The organism is Cupriavidus sp. 94F1 (assembly GCF_057798875.1).
This window is the reverse complement of record NZ_JBYOJT010000005.1, coordinates 513,131-529,692: the sequence shown is the minus strand read 5'-3', so window position 1 is coordinate 529,692 and position 16,562 is coordinate 513,131. Positions and strand designations below refer to the sequence as shown.

The 16,562-nt window shown below is 65.9% G+C and carries 16 protein-coding genes; 11 read left to right on the top strand and 5 right to left on the bottom strand.

The genetic code is table 11. From position 1 onward, the window contains the following. Positions 1–5: 5 nt before the first annotated feature. Positions 6–362 carry a cytochrome C oxidase subunit IV family protein gene (locus AC3FJ6_RS15995; RefSeq protein ID WP_488772803.1) on the top strand — a complete coding sequence of 119 codons (357 nt, stop codon included), beginning with the start codon at positions 6–8 and terminating at the stop codon, positions 360–362. Positions 363–412: 50 nt separating this feature from the next. Next, positions 413–1,606: a DUF2252 family protein gene (locus AC3FJ6_RS15990; protein ID WP_488772802.1), complete on the top strand. Its 1,194-nt coding sequence runs from the start codon at positions 413–415 to the stop codon at positions 1,604–1,606. Between the two features lie 88 nt (positions 1,607–1,694). On the opposite strand, the gene AC3FJ6_RS15985 is transcribed toward AC3FJ6_RS15990, so the two are convergent. After that, the gene (locus AC3FJ6_RS15985; RefSeq protein WP_488772801.1) at positions 1,695–3,125 is read right to left on the bottom strand and encodes an NAD-dependent succinate-semialdehyde dehydrogenase; all 1,431 of its coding nucleotides are present in this window, start codon (positions 3,123–3,125) and stop codon (positions 1,695–1,697) included. Positions 3,126–3,383: 258 nt separating this feature from the next. Between AC3FJ6_RS15985 and AC3FJ6_RS15980 the strand changes: the two genes are divergently transcribed. The 4 genes from AC3FJ6_RS15980 to AC3FJ6_RS15965 all read left to right on the top strand — a co-directional run bounded on the left by AC3FJ6_RS15980 (position 3,384) and on the right by AC3FJ6_RS15965 (position 7,730). Continuing rightward, entirely contained in the window at positions 3,384–4,841 is a 1,458-nt protein-coding gene (locus tag AC3FJ6_RS15980) for an MATE family efflux transporter (RefSeq protein WP_488772800.1), read from the top strand. Positions 4,842–5,267: 426 nt separating this feature from the next. After that, positions 5,268–5,729, top strand: a complete 462-nt coding sequence (locus tag AC3FJ6_RS15975) for a tripartite tricarboxylate transporter TctB family protein (protein WP_153949202.1) — start codon at positions 5,268–5,270, stop codon at positions 5,727–5,729. A gap of 13 nt (positions 5,730–5,742) precedes the next feature. After that, positions 5,743–7,245, top strand: coding sequence for a tripartite tricarboxylate transporter permease (locus AC3FJ6_RS15970; RefSeq protein WP_488772798.1), 1,503 nt, complete (start codon positions 5,743–5,745; stop codon positions 7,243–7,245). Between the two features lie 185 nt (positions 7,246–7,430). After that, on the top strand, positions 7,431–7,730 hold the full coding sequence (locus tag AC3FJ6_RS15965; RefSeq protein ID WP_488772797.1) for a helix-turn-helix transcriptional regulator: 300 nt from the start codon (positions 7,431–7,433) through the stop codon (positions 7,728–7,730). 163 nt (positions 7,731–7,893) lie between these two features. Here the strand turns inward: AC3FJ6_RS15965 and AC3FJ6_RS15960 are convergent, their stop codons facing one another. From AC3FJ6_RS15960 to AC3FJ6_RS15945, 4 genes are all read right to left on the bottom strand, one after another. Further along, a complete protein-coding gene (locus tag AC3FJ6_RS15960; RefSeq protein ID WP_487522754.1) occupies positions 7,894–8,685 on the bottom strand; it encodes a DUF4397 domain-containing protein in 792 nt (263 codons plus the stop codon). Between the two features lie 351 nt (positions 8,686–9,036). Next, the gene (locus AC3FJ6_RS15955) at positions 9,037–11,040 is read right to left on the bottom strand and encodes a protein-L-isoaspartate(D-aspartate) O-methyltransferase (protein WP_488772796.1); all 2,004 of its coding nucleotides are present in this window, start codon (positions 11,038–11,040) and stop codon (positions 9,037–9,039) included. A gap of 161 nt (positions 11,041–11,201) precedes the next feature. Further along, positions 11,202–11,633 carry a PRC-barrel domain-containing protein gene (locus AC3FJ6_RS15950; protein WP_488772795.1) on the bottom strand — a complete coding sequence of 144 codons (432 nt, stop codon included), beginning with the start codon at positions 11,631–11,633 and terminating at the stop codon, positions 11,202–11,204. A 101-nt stretch (positions 11,634–11,734) separates the two neighbouring features. Continuing rightward, positions 11,735–12,289 (bottom strand): BON domain-containing protein, encoded by a 555-nt coding sequence (locus AC3FJ6_RS15945; protein ID WP_488772794.1) that lies wholly within the window; start codon positions 12,287–12,289, stop codon positions 11,735–11,737. Positions 12,290–12,616: 327 nt separating this feature from the next. On the opposite strand from AC3FJ6_RS15945, the gene AC3FJ6_RS15940 reads away from it, so the two are divergent. From AC3FJ6_RS15940 to AC3FJ6_RS15920, 5 genes are all read left to right on the top strand, one after another. Continuing rightward, positions 12,617–13,279 carry a hypothetical protein gene (locus AC3FJ6_RS15940; RefSeq protein ID WP_488772793.1) on the top strand — a complete coding sequence of 221 codons (663 nt, stop codon included), beginning with the start codon at positions 12,617–12,619 and terminating at the stop codon, positions 13,277–13,279. A 21-nt stretch (positions 13,280–13,300) separates the two neighbouring features. After that, positions 13,301–14,062, top strand: a complete 762-nt coding sequence (budC, locus tag AC3FJ6_RS15935) for a meso-2,3-butanediol dehydrogenase (protein WP_488772792.1) — start codon at positions 13,301–13,303, stop codon at positions 14,060–14,062. A gap of 7 nt (positions 14,063–14,069) precedes the next feature. Further along, the gene (locus AC3FJ6_RS15930; RefSeq protein WP_488772791.1) at positions 14,070–15,179 is read left to right on the top strand and encodes a flavodoxin family protein; all 1,110 of its coding nucleotides are present in this window, start codon (positions 14,070–14,072) and stop codon (positions 15,177–15,179) included. Between the two features lie 72 nt (positions 15,180–15,251). Next, complete coding sequence (locus tag AC3FJ6_RS15925) at positions 15,252–15,902, top strand: BON domain-containing protein (RefSeq protein WP_488772790.1); 651 nt, start codon at positions 15,252–15,254, stop codon at positions 15,900–15,902. Between the two features lie 16 nt (positions 15,903–15,918). Beyond that, the gene (locus AC3FJ6_RS15920) at positions 15,919–16,539 is read left to right on the top strand and encodes a UdgX family uracil-DNA binding protein (protein ID WP_488772789.1); all 621 of its coding nucleotides are present in this window, start codon (positions 15,919–15,921) and stop codon (positions 16,537–16,539) included. The last annotated feature ends 23 nt before the right edge of the window (positions 16,540–16,562 follow it).

Sequence of the window (16,562 nt, the reverse complement as noted above, 5' to 3'; positions counted from 1 at the left end):
GCATCATGGCATCGACACCAACCCAAGCGGCGCCGCACGGCGAACCGGCCCAGGAGCACGGGGGGCAAACGCATTCGATCAAGCTGTACCTGAAGGTGTGGCTGCTGCTGTTCGTGCTGTCCACCATGTCGTACATGGTGGACTACTTCAACCTGACCGGGTACCTGCGCTGGTTCCTGCTTCTGCTGTTCATGTTGCTCAAGGCCGGGCTGATCGTTGCCGTGTTCATGCACATGGCGTGGGAACGGTTGGCGCTGATCTGCGCGATCCTGTTGCCGCCGCTGTGCCTGCTGGTGCTGGTATGGCTCATGGCTGCGGAAGCGGATTACACTTTCCTGACCCGCGGCGTGTTTTTCCGCTAGCGTCCCCATGCTGGCGGCGGGCGCCGCGACGTTTCCCAGGGACCTCGCACATGCACGCCGTCACCGAAAGCATCCTGCTCTACAACCATGGCCGCGACCCGGACCGGCTGACCATGAAGCTGGCCGCCATCGCGGCGGAGCCGTTCGCATTCTTCCGGGGCACCAACCATCTCTACGCGGCATCGCTGCGGGCCGAGATCGGGCTGGATGCGCCCCGCACCTATGTCTGCGGCGATCTGCACGTGGAGAATTTCGGATCGTTCAAGGGCGACAACGGGCTGGTGTACTTCGACCTGAACGATTTCGACGACGCGCTGGTGGCGCCATTTACCGTGGACGCCGTGCGCATGCTGTCGAGCGTGCTGGTGGCCGCGCACCAGTACGGCCTGTCCGAAGCGGACGCCCACGTGGCCTGCGCCAACATGCTGGGCGAATATACCCATACGCTGCGCACCGGCAAGCCGCGCTGGATCGAACGCGCGACGGCAACCGGGCTGGTGGCCACGCTGCTGCGCCAGGTGAAACGCCGCCGGCGGGGGGCGCTGCTGGCGGCGCGCACCACGCTGCGTGGCGGGCGCAGGCGGCTCAATCTTGACCGGCGGGCGCTGCGCGCCGAACGCGATGCGCGCGAACGGGCCGCGCATATCCTGGCCCTCTACTCGCAGCAGGAGCATCACGGTCATCGCTTTGTTGCCGAAGATGCCGCCCGCCGCGTGGCCGGCGTGGGCAGCCTGGGACTGGAACGCTACGTCGTGCTGGCGCATGACACGCAATTCCCCACATCGCAACGACTTATCGATATCAAGCGCGCGGCGCCCAGCGCCTGGCTGGATTTGCAGCGTCACCAGCCGCACTGGAGCAGCGACGCCCAGCGCGTGGTGACGACCCAGCAGATCATGCAGGCGGCCTCGCCGGCGCTGCTGTCATATGTCGCGCCAGGCCGGCGCGAGTCGTTTGTCGTCAAGAGCCTGCAGCCGACCACCGATCGCGTGGACCTGGCGTATTGCCGTGACAAGGCCGCATTGGTCGATGTGCTGGCCTGCATGGCGCGCGCGGCTGCCTGGGCCCACCTGCGTGGCTGCGGCCATCAGGCGGCGGACCGGATCGAGAAACTGCAGGATTACGCCGCGGGCGGGCGCTGGCAGTCGATGGCGCTACGGCTGGCCCGGCACGGCCGCGACGTGTCGCTGGCGCAGTGGAAGGCGTATGCGGAGGACTACAGGAAGGCCAGGGGCGGAAAGTAAGGCGCAGGGGCGGTGAACAACAGGCGGGGACAGCAAGGGCAAGGCGGAAGGCGCCCCTCTCCGGGTGGGAGAGGGGCCGCAACGGCGCTTAGACCTGCGTAATAAACTTGGTCACGAGGTAGCCGTCGAAGGTCTCCTGGCCGCCTTCGCTGCCGATGCCGGAATCCTTGATGCCGCCGAACGGCGTTTCAGACAGCGCCATGCCGAAGTGGTTGATATTGACCATGCCGGCTTCCAGGCCGTTCGAGACCTGGTGGGCCGTCTTCAGCGAGTTCGTGAACACGTACGAGGCCAGGCCAAACGGCAGGCTGTTCGCGCGGCGCAGTACTTCCTCGGTGTCCTTGAAGCGGGTCACCGGCGCGACCGGGCCGAACGGCTCGTCCACCATCAGCTTTGCGTCGTCGGGCAGGTCGGTCACCACGGTGGGGGCAAAGAAGAAGCCCTTGTCGCCGATGCGCGAGCCACCGGCGACGATCTTGCCGCCACGATGGTTGGCATCGTCGAGGAACTGTTCCATCGAGGCAATACGGCGCTCGTGCGCCAGCGGGCCCATTTGCGTACCGTCGTCGAGGCCGTTGCCGACCTTGATCGATCCGATCACCTCGGTAAAGCGCGCCAGGAAGCGGTCATATGCCTTTTCCTGGACGTAGAAGCGCGTCGGGGACACGCACACCTGGCCGGCGTTGCGCAGCTTGAAGCGAGCCAGCATCTCGGCGGCCGGCTCGATGTCGGCGTCATCGAACACCAGCACCGGGGAATGGCCGCCGAGTTCCATCGTCACGCGCTTCATGTGGGCGCCGGCCATGGCCGCAAGCTGCTTGCCCACCGGCACCGAGCCCGTGAACGAGATCTTGCGCACGATCGGCGACTCGATCAGGTAAGTGGACACTTCGCTCGGCACGCCCCAGACGATGTTCAGCACGCCCGGGGGCAGGCCTGCATCGTGGAACAGGCGCGCCAGTGCCACCACGGCGCTGGGCGAATCCTCGGGGCCCTTCAGGATCAGCGTGCAACCGGCGCCGATGGCTGCCACGATCTTGCGGATGGCCTGGTTGAACGGGAAATTCCACGGCGTGAACGCGGCGCAGACGCCAATCGGCTCGCGCACCACGATCTGACGCACATTGGGATTGCGCGGCGGAATCACGCGGCCGTAGATGCGGCGGCATTCCTCGGCGTGCCACTCCGCGTGTTCGGCGCAGATGGTGACTTCGGCCACGGCTTCGGCCAGCGGTTTGCCCTGGTCCAGCGTGATGTCGCGGCCGATTTCCTTGGCGCGGGTGCGGGTCAGTTCCGCCACGCGGCGCAGAATGGCCGAGCGTTCCAGCGGTGACGTTTTCTTCCACGTCTCGAAGGCACGCTGCGCGGCGGCCAGCGCGCGGTCCAGGTCGGCCTTGCTGGCGTGGGGCAGCTTGCCCAGCAGTTCCTGGGTGGCCGGGTTGATGACGTCCTGCTCGCGCCGGTCGCCTCCCTTGACAAATTCTCCATCGATGTAGAGGGCGAGATCCTGGTACGCCATGCGTGTCTCCTGTACGGGTTGGGACGGCCGGCCGGCGGCCGCGAACGATCGGTCGGAAAGCCGCAAGCTTAACGCGTCGCGGCTAAATGCGCATAGAGATCAGCGGTGGTCGATAATCGGCCGGGGCGTGTCAGCGCAATGCCGGTGGCGCGGCGGCGGACCGCCAACTAGACTGGCGGGTCCGCTGCCCGCTCCCGACTCATCCAACCGCGCCCTGCTGGTCTTTATTGCTGCAGTGCGGAAAAAATAGATTCCCCTATGAAGCCCGATGCCAGACTGACCACCGGCCCGATTGGCCGGACGCTGCTGATGTTCTCGCTGCCCGTGCTGGGCAGCAACATCCTCCAGTCGCTGAACGCCTCGATCAATTCAGTGTGGGTGGGCCGCTATCTGGGCGAAGCGGCACTGACCGCCACGTCCAACGCCAACATCATCCTGTTCTTTCTGCTGGGCGTGGTGTTTGGCATCAGCATGGCCAATACGATCATGATCGGCCAGGCTATCGGGGCACGGGACATCGACGAGGCGCGCCGGGTGGTGGGCACCAGCACCACGTTCTTCGTGGGCATGTCCGTGCTGGCATCCGCGCTGGGTTTCGTGTTCACCCCGCAGATCCTGGCGGCAATGCAGACGCCGCACGATGCCGCGCCACTGGCCGTCATCTACCTGCGCATCATTTTTGTCGCGCTGCCGTTCATGTATTTCTACAACTTCGTGATGATGACGCTGCGCGGCGCCGGAGACTCGCGCACGCCGTTCTATTTCATGCTGCTGTCGGCGGTGCTCGATGTGGTGCTGAATCCGGTGCTGATCTTCGGCGTCGGGCCGCTGCCCGCGCTGGGCATTGCCGGATCGGCGCTGGCCACGCTGATTGCCCAGCTGACCAGTCTGGTGGCGATGATTGGGCTGCTCTACCGGCGCAAGCATTTCCTGCTGCTGCATCGTACGCAACTGGCGCTGCTGAAGCCCGATGCGGCCATCCTCAGGGCGCTGGTGGCCAAGGGCCTGCCGATGGGCCTGCAGATGGTGGTGATCTCGTCGTCGGCCATCGTGATGATGTCGCTGGTCAACGGCTACGGGTCACAGACCACGGCCGCCTACGGCGTGGCGTCGCAGCTGTGGACCTACGTGCAGATGCCGGCGCTCGCGGTGGGCGCCAGTGTGTCGTCGATGGTGGCGCAGAACGTGGGCGCGGGCCTGTGGGCGCGCGTGTCGCGCATCACGCAGGTGGGCCTGCTGTTCAACGTGCTGATGACGGGCGCGCTCGTGGCGCTGGTCTACCTGTTCAACCGCCATTCGCTTGGCATCTTTCTGGGCGACGACAGCGTGGCCATCGAGATCGCCCAACACATCAACCGCGTGGTGCTCTGGTCGTTCATCCTGTTCGGCTTCACGATCGTGGTGTTCGGCACGGTGCGGGCAACCGGTGCGGTGATGGCGCCGCTGGTCATCCTGTTCATTTCGATGTGGGTGATCCGGCTGCCGTTTGCCTGGGGGCTGGCCGGTCATATCGGGGCCGAATCGATCTGGTGGAGCTTTCCGCTGGGTTCGGTGGTCTCGGTGGCGCTGGCCTTCCTGTACTACCGTTTTGGCAACTGGAAGCGCAGCCATATCCTGCCCGCCACGCCGCAACCCGAAGCGGTGGGCCAAGCGCCCGACACGAGCATGGGATGTCCGTGCGAGGACGTCGACGCAGGCGCCGAAACGGTCCGCTGAAGAAAAAAGACGCATGCACACATGCATCAGGCCCTCCGCATGACAACACATATGATTTCCACGGCCCGCGGCCCGATGCATCTGTAAGCCAGTCGAAAGCTGCGCGGCACCCCGGACGCCGCGCGGCCGCTTCACTGCGCAATCTTTCCTTTCATTCGTCTTACCACTCTGCCTTTCAGTTGGCTTGCACCGATGTCGTCGATGCCGGGCATTTGTATCACGATGTGATGTATTGCGGCAAGGTGCCCGCCGAAGTGGAGATCGGGAAATACCCTAAACCCCAGACAAATGAAAGGCGGCTGAAAGTTCCTATTTTTATCGTTCGCCCCATCGCGTCGAACGTGTCCACACTCGCGCGTTCGCAGCGTGGCGTGCCAGAGCCGGTGAACCACGCGTACCGCTTTCACAACTTTGAGGAGAATCGTTTTGCGCATACGCAGCCAAAAGGACTTTGCCTCCGGCCTGATGTTCGTTCTGGTCGGCCTGGGCTTTTCCTTCGTCGCTCGCGGCTATTCCATGGGAACTGCCGCCAAGATGGGCCCCGGATATTTTCCGTTCCTGCTCGGGCTCGTGCTTGCACTGCTGGGCGCGGTCGTGACGATCGGGGCCCTGTCGTCCAAGGGTGAGCAAGACCAGCTCGCCCGCTGGGACCTGAAGATCCTGTTGTGGATTCTCGGTTCCGTCGTGCTGTTCGGCCTGCTGCTCAAGCCGCTCGGCATGGTGTTGTCGGTGTTCGTGCTGGTGATCGTGTCGTCGATGGCCAGCCATGAGTTCAGCTGGAAGGGCGCGCTGCTCAACAGCGTCGTGCTCGTGCTGATCAGCATGGGCGCGTTCGTGTACGGCATCAACCTGCAGATGCCGGTGTGGCCTGCCTTCATCACCGGCTAAGGAGTCGCCTCAAATGGAATTGTTTGAACACCTTGCCTTGGGCTTTTCCACGGCACTGACGCTGCAGAACCTGGCGTACGCGTTTCTGGGCTGCGTGCTGGGTACGCTGATCGGCGTGCTGCCGGGCCTCGGGCCTCTGGCCACCATCGCCATGCTGCTGCCGGTCACGTACTCGCTGCCGCCGGTCGCTGCACTGATCATGCTGGCCGGCATCTACTACGGCGCGCAGTACGGTGGTTCCACCACCGCCATCCTGGTGAACCTGCCCGGTGAATCGTCGTCCGTTGTGACCACCATCGATGGCTACCAGATGGCACGGCGCGGCCGCGCCGGTGTGGCGCTGGCCACTGCCGGTCTCGGTTCGTTCTTCGCCGGTTGCGTGGCCACGCTGATCCTGGCCGCATTCGCAACGCCGCTGTCGGAACTGGCGTTCAAGTTCGGCCCCGCCGAGTACTTCTCGCTGATGGTGCTGGGCCTGATCGGTGCCGTGGTGCTGGCGTCGGGCTCGCTGGTCAAGGCGATTTCGATGATCGTGCTGGGCCTGCTGCTGGGCCTGGTCGGGACGGACGTGAACTCGGGCGCGGCGCGCTTCTCGTTCGACGTGCCCGAGCTGACCGACGGCCTGAACTTCGTGTCGGTGGCCATGGGTGTGTTCGGCTTCGCGGAAATCATCGCGAACCTGGAACAGAAGGAAGCCCGCGAGACCTTCACCGATCACGTGACCAACCTGTTCCCGACCAAGGAAGACTTCAAGCGCATGATCCCTGCCGTGCTGCGTGGCACGGCCCTGGGTTCGGCGCTGGGTATCCTGCCGGGTGGCGGTGCGGCACTGGCTTCGTTTGCAGCCTACTCGCTGGAAAAGAAGACCTCGAAGTACGCACACGAATTCGGCAAGGGCGCCATCGAAGGCGTGGCAGGTCCGGAATCGGCCAACAACGCCGCGGCACAGACGTCATTCATCCCGCTGCTGACGCTGGGTATCCCGCCGAACGCCGTGATGGCGCTGATGGTGGGTGCGATGACGATCCACAACATCCAGCCGGGCCCGCAGGTCATGACCAGCAACCCGTCGCTGTTCTGGGGCCTGATCGCCTCGATGTGGATCGGCAACCTGATGCTGATCATCCTGAACCTGCCGATGATCGGTATCTGGGTGAAGCTGCTGACCGTGCCGTATCGCTTCCTGTACCCGGCCATCCTGACGTTCTGCTGCATCGGCGTGTACTCGGTCAACAACCAGACCTTCGACGTGTTCATGGCAGCCGCCTTCGGTGTGATCGGCTACCTGTTCCTGAAGCTCAAGTGCGAGCCGGCGCCGCTGCTGCTGGGCTTCGTGCTGGGACCGATGATGGAAGAGAACTTCCGCCGTACGCTGCTGCTGTCGCGTGGCGAGTTCACGGTATTCTTCACCCGTCCGCTGTCTGTGGGCCTGCTGATTGCCGCAGCCGCCCTGGTTGCCGTGGTGGCGCTGCCGTCGATCAAGGCAAAGCGCGAAGAAGCGTTCCAGGAAGAATAACGCTCCGTGGCGTTCCTGAACGATCGCGCCGCCCAGGCGGCGCGACACTAGCAAGCTTTCGGGGTGCCACTGCGTGCACCCCGTTTTTTTGGCATTCAAGACGATGAGGGCCTGGCTGCGCAAGCAGTCTCGGGCTGCGCATGATGATTAGACTTACCGCACCTCTGGCTGCGTCACCTGCGCCTATGAAACCGCCTTCGCTCGACCGGATCGTTTCCCGGCTGTACATCCTCAAGCTGGTGCAGTCCAGCCCATCCACGGTGTTCAACCTGATGGAGCGTCTGCGCGAGCGCGGCATCGACAAGAACATCCGTGCCTTGCGGCCAGTGCTGCGCAGCCTGATGATGGCTCGCGCGATTACCGCCGAGCTGGTGGAGGGCAACGGGCGCGTGTACACGATCACCGATCAGGGCCGTGCCGAGCTGGATAGCTACCTGTCGCACCTTGCGGTGCTCAAGGACGAAGCCGGCATCGGCCAGGACTGACCGAGGCGGACCCGCCGGGATAGCCGGGGCGTCTGCCGGAAGCCGCTGGCGGTCGTGTGGACACTGCGGCGGATAGATTAAACCTGGCTGCCCCAGGAAAAACGCCCCGATGCCGCAAGGGCATCGGGGCGTCGCTGCCGAAAGGACCGGCGCAGGTCTGGCGTTACTGCGACGATGTCTGCGTCACCAGTTCCTGGGCCGTCGCATTGTTGGTGTTGCTTTGGGCCACCAGCACCTTGATCTTGTTCGGCACCACGGCGCCAAAGCCATCGGCCGGGATCGTGGTAATCAGCCAGTCGGCGTTCTTGCTGATGGTCAGCGCGCCCGAGTCGAAGATCACGTTCTTGGTGCCCGCCGTAGTGATGCGCAGGCGATAGGTGCCACCATCCACATATTGCGAGTCCTGGCCCGACGCTGGTACGGCGGCCTTGTACTGAACCGATGCCATGTTCGGCGACACCGAGTTCAGATCCACCGCGGGCGTGGTCAGGTACACGTCGATGTTCTGCGCGTTGATCGACGCATTGAAGGTCCGCACGCGCGCCGACGTATCAAGCAGCCCCTTGCCATACGGATCGTCAATCTGCGCCACGTCGGCGGTCGTGGTGCCGGGCAGGGCGATCACGGTGTACTTGTGGCCTGTGTGCGCATCCACGGTGGCCGAGCCAATCTGCGTCGACGTGCCCGTCAGATTGAAGGCGAACAGGTTGTTGCCCGTCGAGACGTCGAAGTAGCCCGACACTGTCTTGTACGGGATGTTCGTCAACGACGTCTTCGCGCCATTCTGCAGCACGTCGACATTGGGGCCTGCCGTGACTGCATGGATCACGCGCACCGCCGGCTTGCTGACGCCGATGCGGTCATCGATGCCGTCGTCGCCACCGCCGCAGGCCGCCAGTACGGCGGTCGTTGCCAGCGCCAGTCCCAGAATGATCCTTTTCCTGAATTGCGTCATGCTTTCACCTCGTTTCCGTTTGAAGTTCAGGGAGCGAGCCAGACATGCCTGCGACGACAGAATCTCCCGGCACCGACGTCGCGGTGCGTACCAAGGAAGATGCGTCGTTGCGTGCGATGCGCGCCGCGCTCGGCAATCGTTGATGCGGGTTGCAGCTGGCAGCCTTGTGTCATTGCGCTTGCCGTGATGACACGATAGGCATCCGGCCACAGGCGAAACAGACGCGGGGCTCCGAAATGGCTGTCGGAGGAATCCGACAATTTGGTTGCAAAGCTGACACACGCGCGTACGTTTCAAACGCTGGGCGAGTTGTCGCGCGATCGATGCATCCGCCGGCCTGCGGGGGACGCGCTAGAGGCCGAAAGGCCACGTCTCTGGCATGCCCATGCCGGGCGTCTGGTCCACGGGCAAGGGCGTGACGGCCGAGGTCTCCTCGAACCAGACCCACCCGTCGAACTGTTCTGGCAGCACCGCGCGTGCATAGTGGCTGACCAGTTCGGTCTCTGGACGGTAGATAACGCCGATAAACCGCTCCTGCCGGGGCGCCATCAAGGCCGCGCGCAGCGCCGCGCTGGAGGACGCCACATTGCCGCGCAAATCCACGAATGCGCGCGGCACCTCGGCTTCATGGGCGACGAAGCCGTAGCTGTCGGTCCGGGCGGGCAGCACGCGCTTGACCTCCATCGGACCATCCCAATCGGAGGCCGCCGCCACAGTGCCGACATAGGTGTCCTGGCCGATCAACGCTGCGCGGGTTCCGAAACGCTCGCGGCACAGTTGCCCGATGTTCAGTTCCTGGCGGTCGGTGCCCATGGCGGTGGCTGCCGCATTGCCAATATGCGAGTTGTGAGCCCAGACCACCGCCTTGGCGTGCTGGCCGTGTGCGTCGAGCAGGCGGGTGAGGACATCGAACATGTGGGTGTCGCGCAGGTTCCAGCTCGCGGCGGCACCGTAGTACATCAGCCGATAGTACTGTTCGGCCGACGCAACGAGCCGCGCGTTCTGGGCCGCGTCGAAATAGTCTTCGAAGCCTTGGGTGCCGTAGTCGATGCGTTGGGCCAGCAGCGACTGCAACTGCGCGATCACGGCGTCTTCGCATGCCGAGTATGCGCCTGACAGGACCGCGCGACCGTAGACAGCGGGCTGCTGCCGCCAGGGGTCCAGGCAGGCGTAGCGTTGCCGCGCCTCGGCCGCCGCTGCGGGGTCGATCCTGTCGAGGTAGGCCAGCACCGACGCCATCGACGCCTTCATGCTGTACAGGTCCAGCCCGAAAAAGCCCGCCTGGTCTGGCGCGGGGCGCTGCGCGTTGTAGCCGCGCAGCCATTGCACGAACGCCGCCACCTCCTGGTTGCGCCACATCCATGTAGGGAAGCGCGAGAACGGCGCGAACGCGTCGATGCCGCTGCTGGCCCGGGCGCCGGACGGCGGCGGCCGCTGGCGCACATAGCGGTCGATGGAGGCGGCGTCGGGCCAGTCCGCTTCCACGGCAACGATCGTAAAGCCGTGCCGTTCGATGAGCCGCTGCGTGGCGCGGGCACGGGCGCGATAGAACTCCGACGTGCCGTGCGACGATTCGCCCAGCAACACCACGCGGCAATCGCGGAAACGGTCGATCCAATCGGCAAAGTCGGGGGCGTCGATATCGGGAAGCGGGATCGCCGCATCGGCGAACGCCCGCGCAGCGGGGCTCATGTTGCCCGCGCGAGGGTCCTCCCATCCTTGCTCGCCGATCAGCGGCACGAACATGACCTGTCCGAGGTCGTCGCGCGTAATGCGTCCATCGGCCTCGCGAACGAGCCGCACCAGCGTTTGCTGCGAATGCAGGGCGCCCAGCGGCATGATCAACGCGCCGCCCGGTGCCAGCTGCTCGATCCATGCATCCGGGATGCGGGGGCCTCCCGCCGTGGCGATAATGGCGTCGTACGGTGCGCCCGCGGGCCAGCCAAGCGTGCCGTCCGCAATGTGAATCTCTACGTTCGATATACCGAGCGCCGCGAGCCGTCCGGCCGCTGCGTTCGCCAGCGCACCGTGCCGTTCCACGGAGACAACGTGGGCCGCGACGCGCGCGGTCACAGCGGCCGAATAGCCCGACCCTGTGCCGATCTCCAGCACGCGCGCAGCGGGCGACAGGCGCGCCGCTTCAATCATGCGCGCGACGATATAGGGCTGGGAGATCGTCTGGCCCTGTCCGATGCCAAGCGGCGCATCGTCGTAGGCGCTCGGCGTGGCCGCCTCGGGGACGAACCGCTCACGCGGCACGTCGCTCATGGCTTGCAGGACACGGGCATCCACGATGCCGCGCCGGCGTAGCTGCAGCGCCACCATGTTTCGGCGGCGATCAGCGGGGGTATCCATTCGGTGCCCCGGACATTGCGGCGGCTACCGCGCCGGCTTTTGAATCACCGGTTTGTAAGGCGTGCAGTCGCGGGTAGATACGCGCCCCCGCCGACGCCGCGCACCCGTGTGGTACGAATGCGCGGTGGCAGTCGGCGCGACGCGTCATCCGGTGGCGAAGGTCAGACGGGGCCGCCCACATTGGTCCAGTACGGGTCGCGGCCGTAATACTGGTGGACGGTGGTGGCCCACTGCGGATCGGCCATTCTCGGCCAGCTGTCCTTGTTGAAGCCGGGGGAGTTCTTGATGCGGTCGGCGGTCATTCCAAGCCGGAAGCACTTCGCGTCGGTGTCCATGACCAGCGCGCTCCAGGGAATCGCATGCAGCGTATCGCCAATGCCAAGAAAGCCGCCAGTCGTCAGCACGGCGTATGCGACCCGCCCGCTTTGAACGTCGATCATGATCTCCTTGATCTCGCCCACGTGCTCGCCATCGGACGCATAGACCTTCGTGTCGTCGAGGCTAGACGCGGCCATGACTTCGGGGCCCGGGCCTTCGCCCACGCCCGAACCGACGATGCCGGCGCCCTGGGAGGAAGAGAGATTGGATGCCATTGCAGTCTCCTGTGATGTGCCATCGGAAACCACCGTGGCGCAACAAGCGTGCCCGTCGATGTCACTGGCACCGACTGCCGCTTGCGTCGCCCGGCGACTGCTTATCCGGTAACGGCTAGTTCCAGCTGGTTGCGGATCTCATGGGACGGCAGGCATTCCTGCGCCACGCGTCCGATCCGGGCTTTCGTTTGCACGTCGTGCACGTGCCCGGTCAGCACGCAGACGCCGTCCGAGATCGTTGCCTTGACGGTGCCGGGATCGACCCACTGGGCCAGGCGCTCGTCCAGCACCTCGCGCTGCTGGATGGCGCTGCGTGGCGCGATGGCCTGCATGTCGACGTTGTCGTACTGGCCAAGAGAAGCGGGCCCGGGCAATGGTCGGGTGGATTCGGCCATGGTGGGCGGCGCGGCCGGGCGCGGCGCGGTGCCGTACATGCCGTGCTGTTCGATGCCGGCTGGTTCCGTCGTGCCGCACGGCGAATAGCGGGGCGTGGGAGCGTTATCGAGATGCGCAGGCATGGCCTGCTCGTATTGGCGCTTTCGATGATCGTCGCTCACGCCGCTGTGGCCGCCATAGCGATGGTTCGTCAGCGGCGCGCTGGTTTCAGGGCCGGCCGGGTTCTCCAGCTGCACGCCTTCCGGTGTCGTGTCGCTCATGGTTGCGCTCCTCATGCATGGGTTGCGAAGGGCTTTAGTCGACGCATCGACCGTGCCAGCCCGCAAAGGCACGACGCAGAGCACGGATGCAGCCGTTGCACGTACATCTGACGATCGGGCGGAGATTTTTACTACCCAATGGTCTATTGCGGCACCGCACGCGCCACATGCCGGCGACGCTGCGTTGCCGGCCCCGGCGGGTGACGGCAGGTGGCGCAAAGGCGGGATCTGACGCTTGAAGGCACGGCGTGCTGGAGCGGCCCGTCACCCGGCATGGGCGTTGCGAGGATCGTGCAGATCTTTCATCCACCGATTGGGAGAAAAGGCATGAAATCAGGCAAGCTGATCGCGATGACAGCAGTCGTGCTGTGCACGGGCGCCGTATATGCGCAGACAGGCAGCGGCGTGGGTGCAGGGGGCACCGGTGGCGGCGCCGGTTCGACGTCGCCCGGCGCGACGACGGTGCCCGGCGGTACCGGCTCCAACGCTGCCGGAAATCAGGCGGGCCAGCGCGGCCGCGCCAATCCGTCGAACTCGGGCAATCCATATGGCGCGCCGAATACGCGCCCGGGCACGGGGCCCACTGACAGCAGCAACTATGGCAGCGCGACGCCGTCCCCGGGCATGCCTGGGACGACGGGGACGCCGGGTACCGTGGGCAGGCCCGGCACGCCGGGAACGCCGGGTACTGCCGGCAGGCCCGGTACTTCCAGCGTGAACCCTGGCGACGGCAGGACCGATACGCCGACTGGCCTGCCACCGGGAACGGGCATGACGCCGGGCGGACGCGTGCCGGGCGGCAGCGCGGGAAGTGGCACGACGGGTGGCGCCACGGGCACCGGCACCATGGGTGGCGGTACCTCGGGCGGCGGGGTGGGTGGCACCTCCGGTGGCGGGATGGGCGGCACCTCGGGCGGCGGGATGGGCGGCACGTCTGGTGGCGGCGCGGGTGGCGGCGCGGCGGGCGGCGCCGGCGGTGGCGCGCGGTAATCGGCACCGGGGAGGAACACCATGAACCGGTTCCAGGACAAGGTCGTGATCGTGACAGGTGCGGGCTCGGGCATCGGCGCAGCGGCCGCGCGCAGGTTTGCATCGGAGGGTGCGGCCGTGGTACTGGCAGGGCGCACACGCGACAAGCTCGAACGGGTGGCCAGCGATTTGCCGAACGCGCAACGCCTCGTACAGGTGACCGACGTGAGCCAGCTCGACCAGGTGGAAGCCCTGGTCCGCGCCGCAGTGGATCGCTTCGGCAAACTCGATGTCATGGTCAACAACGCCGGTGTGGCGCCTGAGGGCCGTGCGACGGAAGCCAGTGTGGAGGATTGGCGCACTGTCATGGCGACCGACCTCGACGGGGTGTTCTTCGGCGCACGGGCAGCGCTGCCGCACCTGATCCGCACCAAGGGCTGCATCGTCAATACCGCGTCGGTGTCGGGGCTTGGCGCCGACTGGAAGCTCTGCTTCTACAACGCGGCCAAGGGCGGCGTGGTCAATCTGACGCGCGCGCTGGCGCTGGACTATGGCCGCGATGGCGTGCGCATCAACGCGGTGTGTCCCACGCTGACGCGCACCGACCTGACCGTCGACATGTTCAAGGACGAGGCGCTGCTCGACAAGTTTCGCGAGCGCATCGCACTGGGACGCACGGCGGAGCCGGACGATATCGCCGGGGCGATTGCCTTTCTGGCCAGCGACGATGCGCGCTTCATCACGGGCGTGAACCTGCCCGTGGACGGCGGCCTGAGCGCGTCGAACGGCCAGCCGCCGCAGTAACCGGACGATGGCGGACAAGCAACGGCAGGCCCCCCACGCAGAGGCCGCGCAGGACGTGCGCAAGGGGCAGGTCACGGCACAGATGCCGCGCGAGGTGTTCCGCGAACGCTTTCGCGCCCGGTTTTATGACCCCGCCTTCCGGACCGAGGACGCCGCGATCGACCGGCTGGAAGCCATCGCGTGGGATGCCTACCGCGAGGGGCGCAAGGCACCCGTGACCGCGAAGGCAGGCCCCGGTGCGGCCGATCCGGACTACGACCTGTCCGTCGAATGGCGCCAGTCGCGCGATGCCGTGCGCGATGCGCAGCGCGAGCATGACGATCCTGCCAGCCCATCGCGTGTGCTGCTCGTGGTTGGCGCGGCCAGGAATGACTACACCTGTCCTGGCGAGATCTCCAAATCGTGGCGCCTGGCCGGCATCGCCCGGGCAAGGATGGAAGCCCTGCGGATGACCGTCGACACGCTGGACCTGAGCCTGCTGACGTCCGATCCGGACCGGCATATCCACCCCTGCAAGGGGTGTGTCTCCACGTCGATGCCGCTTTGTCACTGGCCATGCAGTTGCTATCCGAACCATTCGCTGGGGCAGGTCAATGACTGGATGGCAGAGATCTATCCGCGCTGGGCCCGCGCGCATGGCGTGCTGATCGTGACGCCGACCTACTGGTATCAGGTAGCGAGTCCGCTGAAGCTGATGATGGACCGGCTGGTCTGCGCCGATGGCGGCAACCCCGATCCCAGCAGCACGCATGGCAAGAAGGTTCCGGAAGCCAAGGCGCTGGAACTGCAGGGCTGGGACTATCCCAAGCACCTGGCGGGCCGCGTCTTCGGCGTGGTGGTGCATGGTGACGTGGCGGGCATCGAAGGCGTGCGCCGGTCGCTGTCGGACTGGCTGAACTGGATGGGACTGCTCGAAGCGGGTCCCCAGGCACAACTCGACCGCTTTATCGGGTACTACGCTCCCTATGCCACGTCGCACCGGGCGCTCGACGCGGATACGGGCGTGCAGAAGGAGGTCGAGAATGCCGCCGCTGCCGTGGCGCAGGCCGTCACATTGCGCCGGCAGGGCAGGTTGCCCGCCGTGGGCGAAGACCTGAAGCCGCCGCGTCCGAAGTAACCGGGCAGACCCCGGTGCGCACGGCATGCTTCTTGCGCCAGCCACGATATCGGCAACCATGAGGAGCGGATCATGTTCGATTTTTTGCGCCGGCACAGGCATGACCCTGCCGGCGACGAAGCCACGCGCGATGCGGCACGCGATACCGAACCGCAGCGCCGCGAGTCCCGTGCGTCGTCCGGCGCCGAGAGCTGGCGTGCCAAGGCGCACCGCGACCGCGACCAGCGCCACGATGAGCCCGGCTATGGCGGTGCCGGGTACTTTGGCAACAGCGACAGCGGTGGCCAGTCATTCAACGGTGCCCAGCGCGTGTATCCCCGCGATCCCGGCTACCGCGCGCATCCCACGCAGCAGGTCAATTCCGCGCGTATCGGCGCCGCGCGCCATGCCGGCCCGAAAAACTACCAGCGCGCCGACGACCTGATCCGTGACGAAATCTGCGAGCGGCTGACCCTGCACGATGGCGTCGATGTGTCGGAGGTGTCGGTCGAGGTGGCCGCCGGCGTCGTGACCCTGTCCGGCATGGTCGAGGACCGCTATGAAAAGCACCTGATCGAGGATATCGCCGATGATGTGTTCGGGGTGCAGGATGTCGAAAACCGCATCCGCGTGCAGCGTCGTGAAGATCTCCACGACCGTAGCGATGGCCGGGTCGATAACGGGGCCGCGTCCGGGCAATCGGCATCCACGGCGCCCTCGGAGCGAACCCTGAACCTGAGCTGACGGTACAGGCCTGCGCATGGCGGCGAAGCGAGACATCCCGATTGCCGATGCGGCGCACCTGAATGCGTGCCGACGCTGCGACCTCTGGCACGACGCCACGCAGGCCGTGCCGGGCAAGGGGCCTGCGCACGCGCCGCTGATGCTGGTCGGCGAGCAGCCCGGCAACGACGAGGACCTCCGGGGCGAAGCCTTTGTCGGGCCCGCGGGGCGCCTGCTGGACGAGGCGTTGGCGCGGGCCGGCGTGCTGCGCAGCGCCGTCTACGTGACCAATGCCGTCAAGCATTTCAAGTTCGAACTGCGCGGCAAGCGCCGCATGCACAAGACGCCTGGGCAGCTTGAAGTCGAGGCCTGCCACCTGTGGCTGGAACGGGAAATCGCACAGGTGCGCCCCAAGGCCATCGTGGCGCTGGGCGCTACCGCCGCCGGGTCGGTACTCCACCGGAAACGCGTGACGCTGTCGGAACTGATGCGCGCACCTGTTGCGTGCGACGACATGCTGGTGGTCGTGACGTACCACCCCTCGTTCGCCTTGCGCCAGCGATCGTCAGAGGCGCGCGACGCGGCGCTGGACAAGATTGTGGCAAGCCTGCGCGAAGCCGCTCGCCTGGCCCATCTGGACACCGCGCGTACAGGCTGACCTGGCCGGGTGCAACGCCGGCC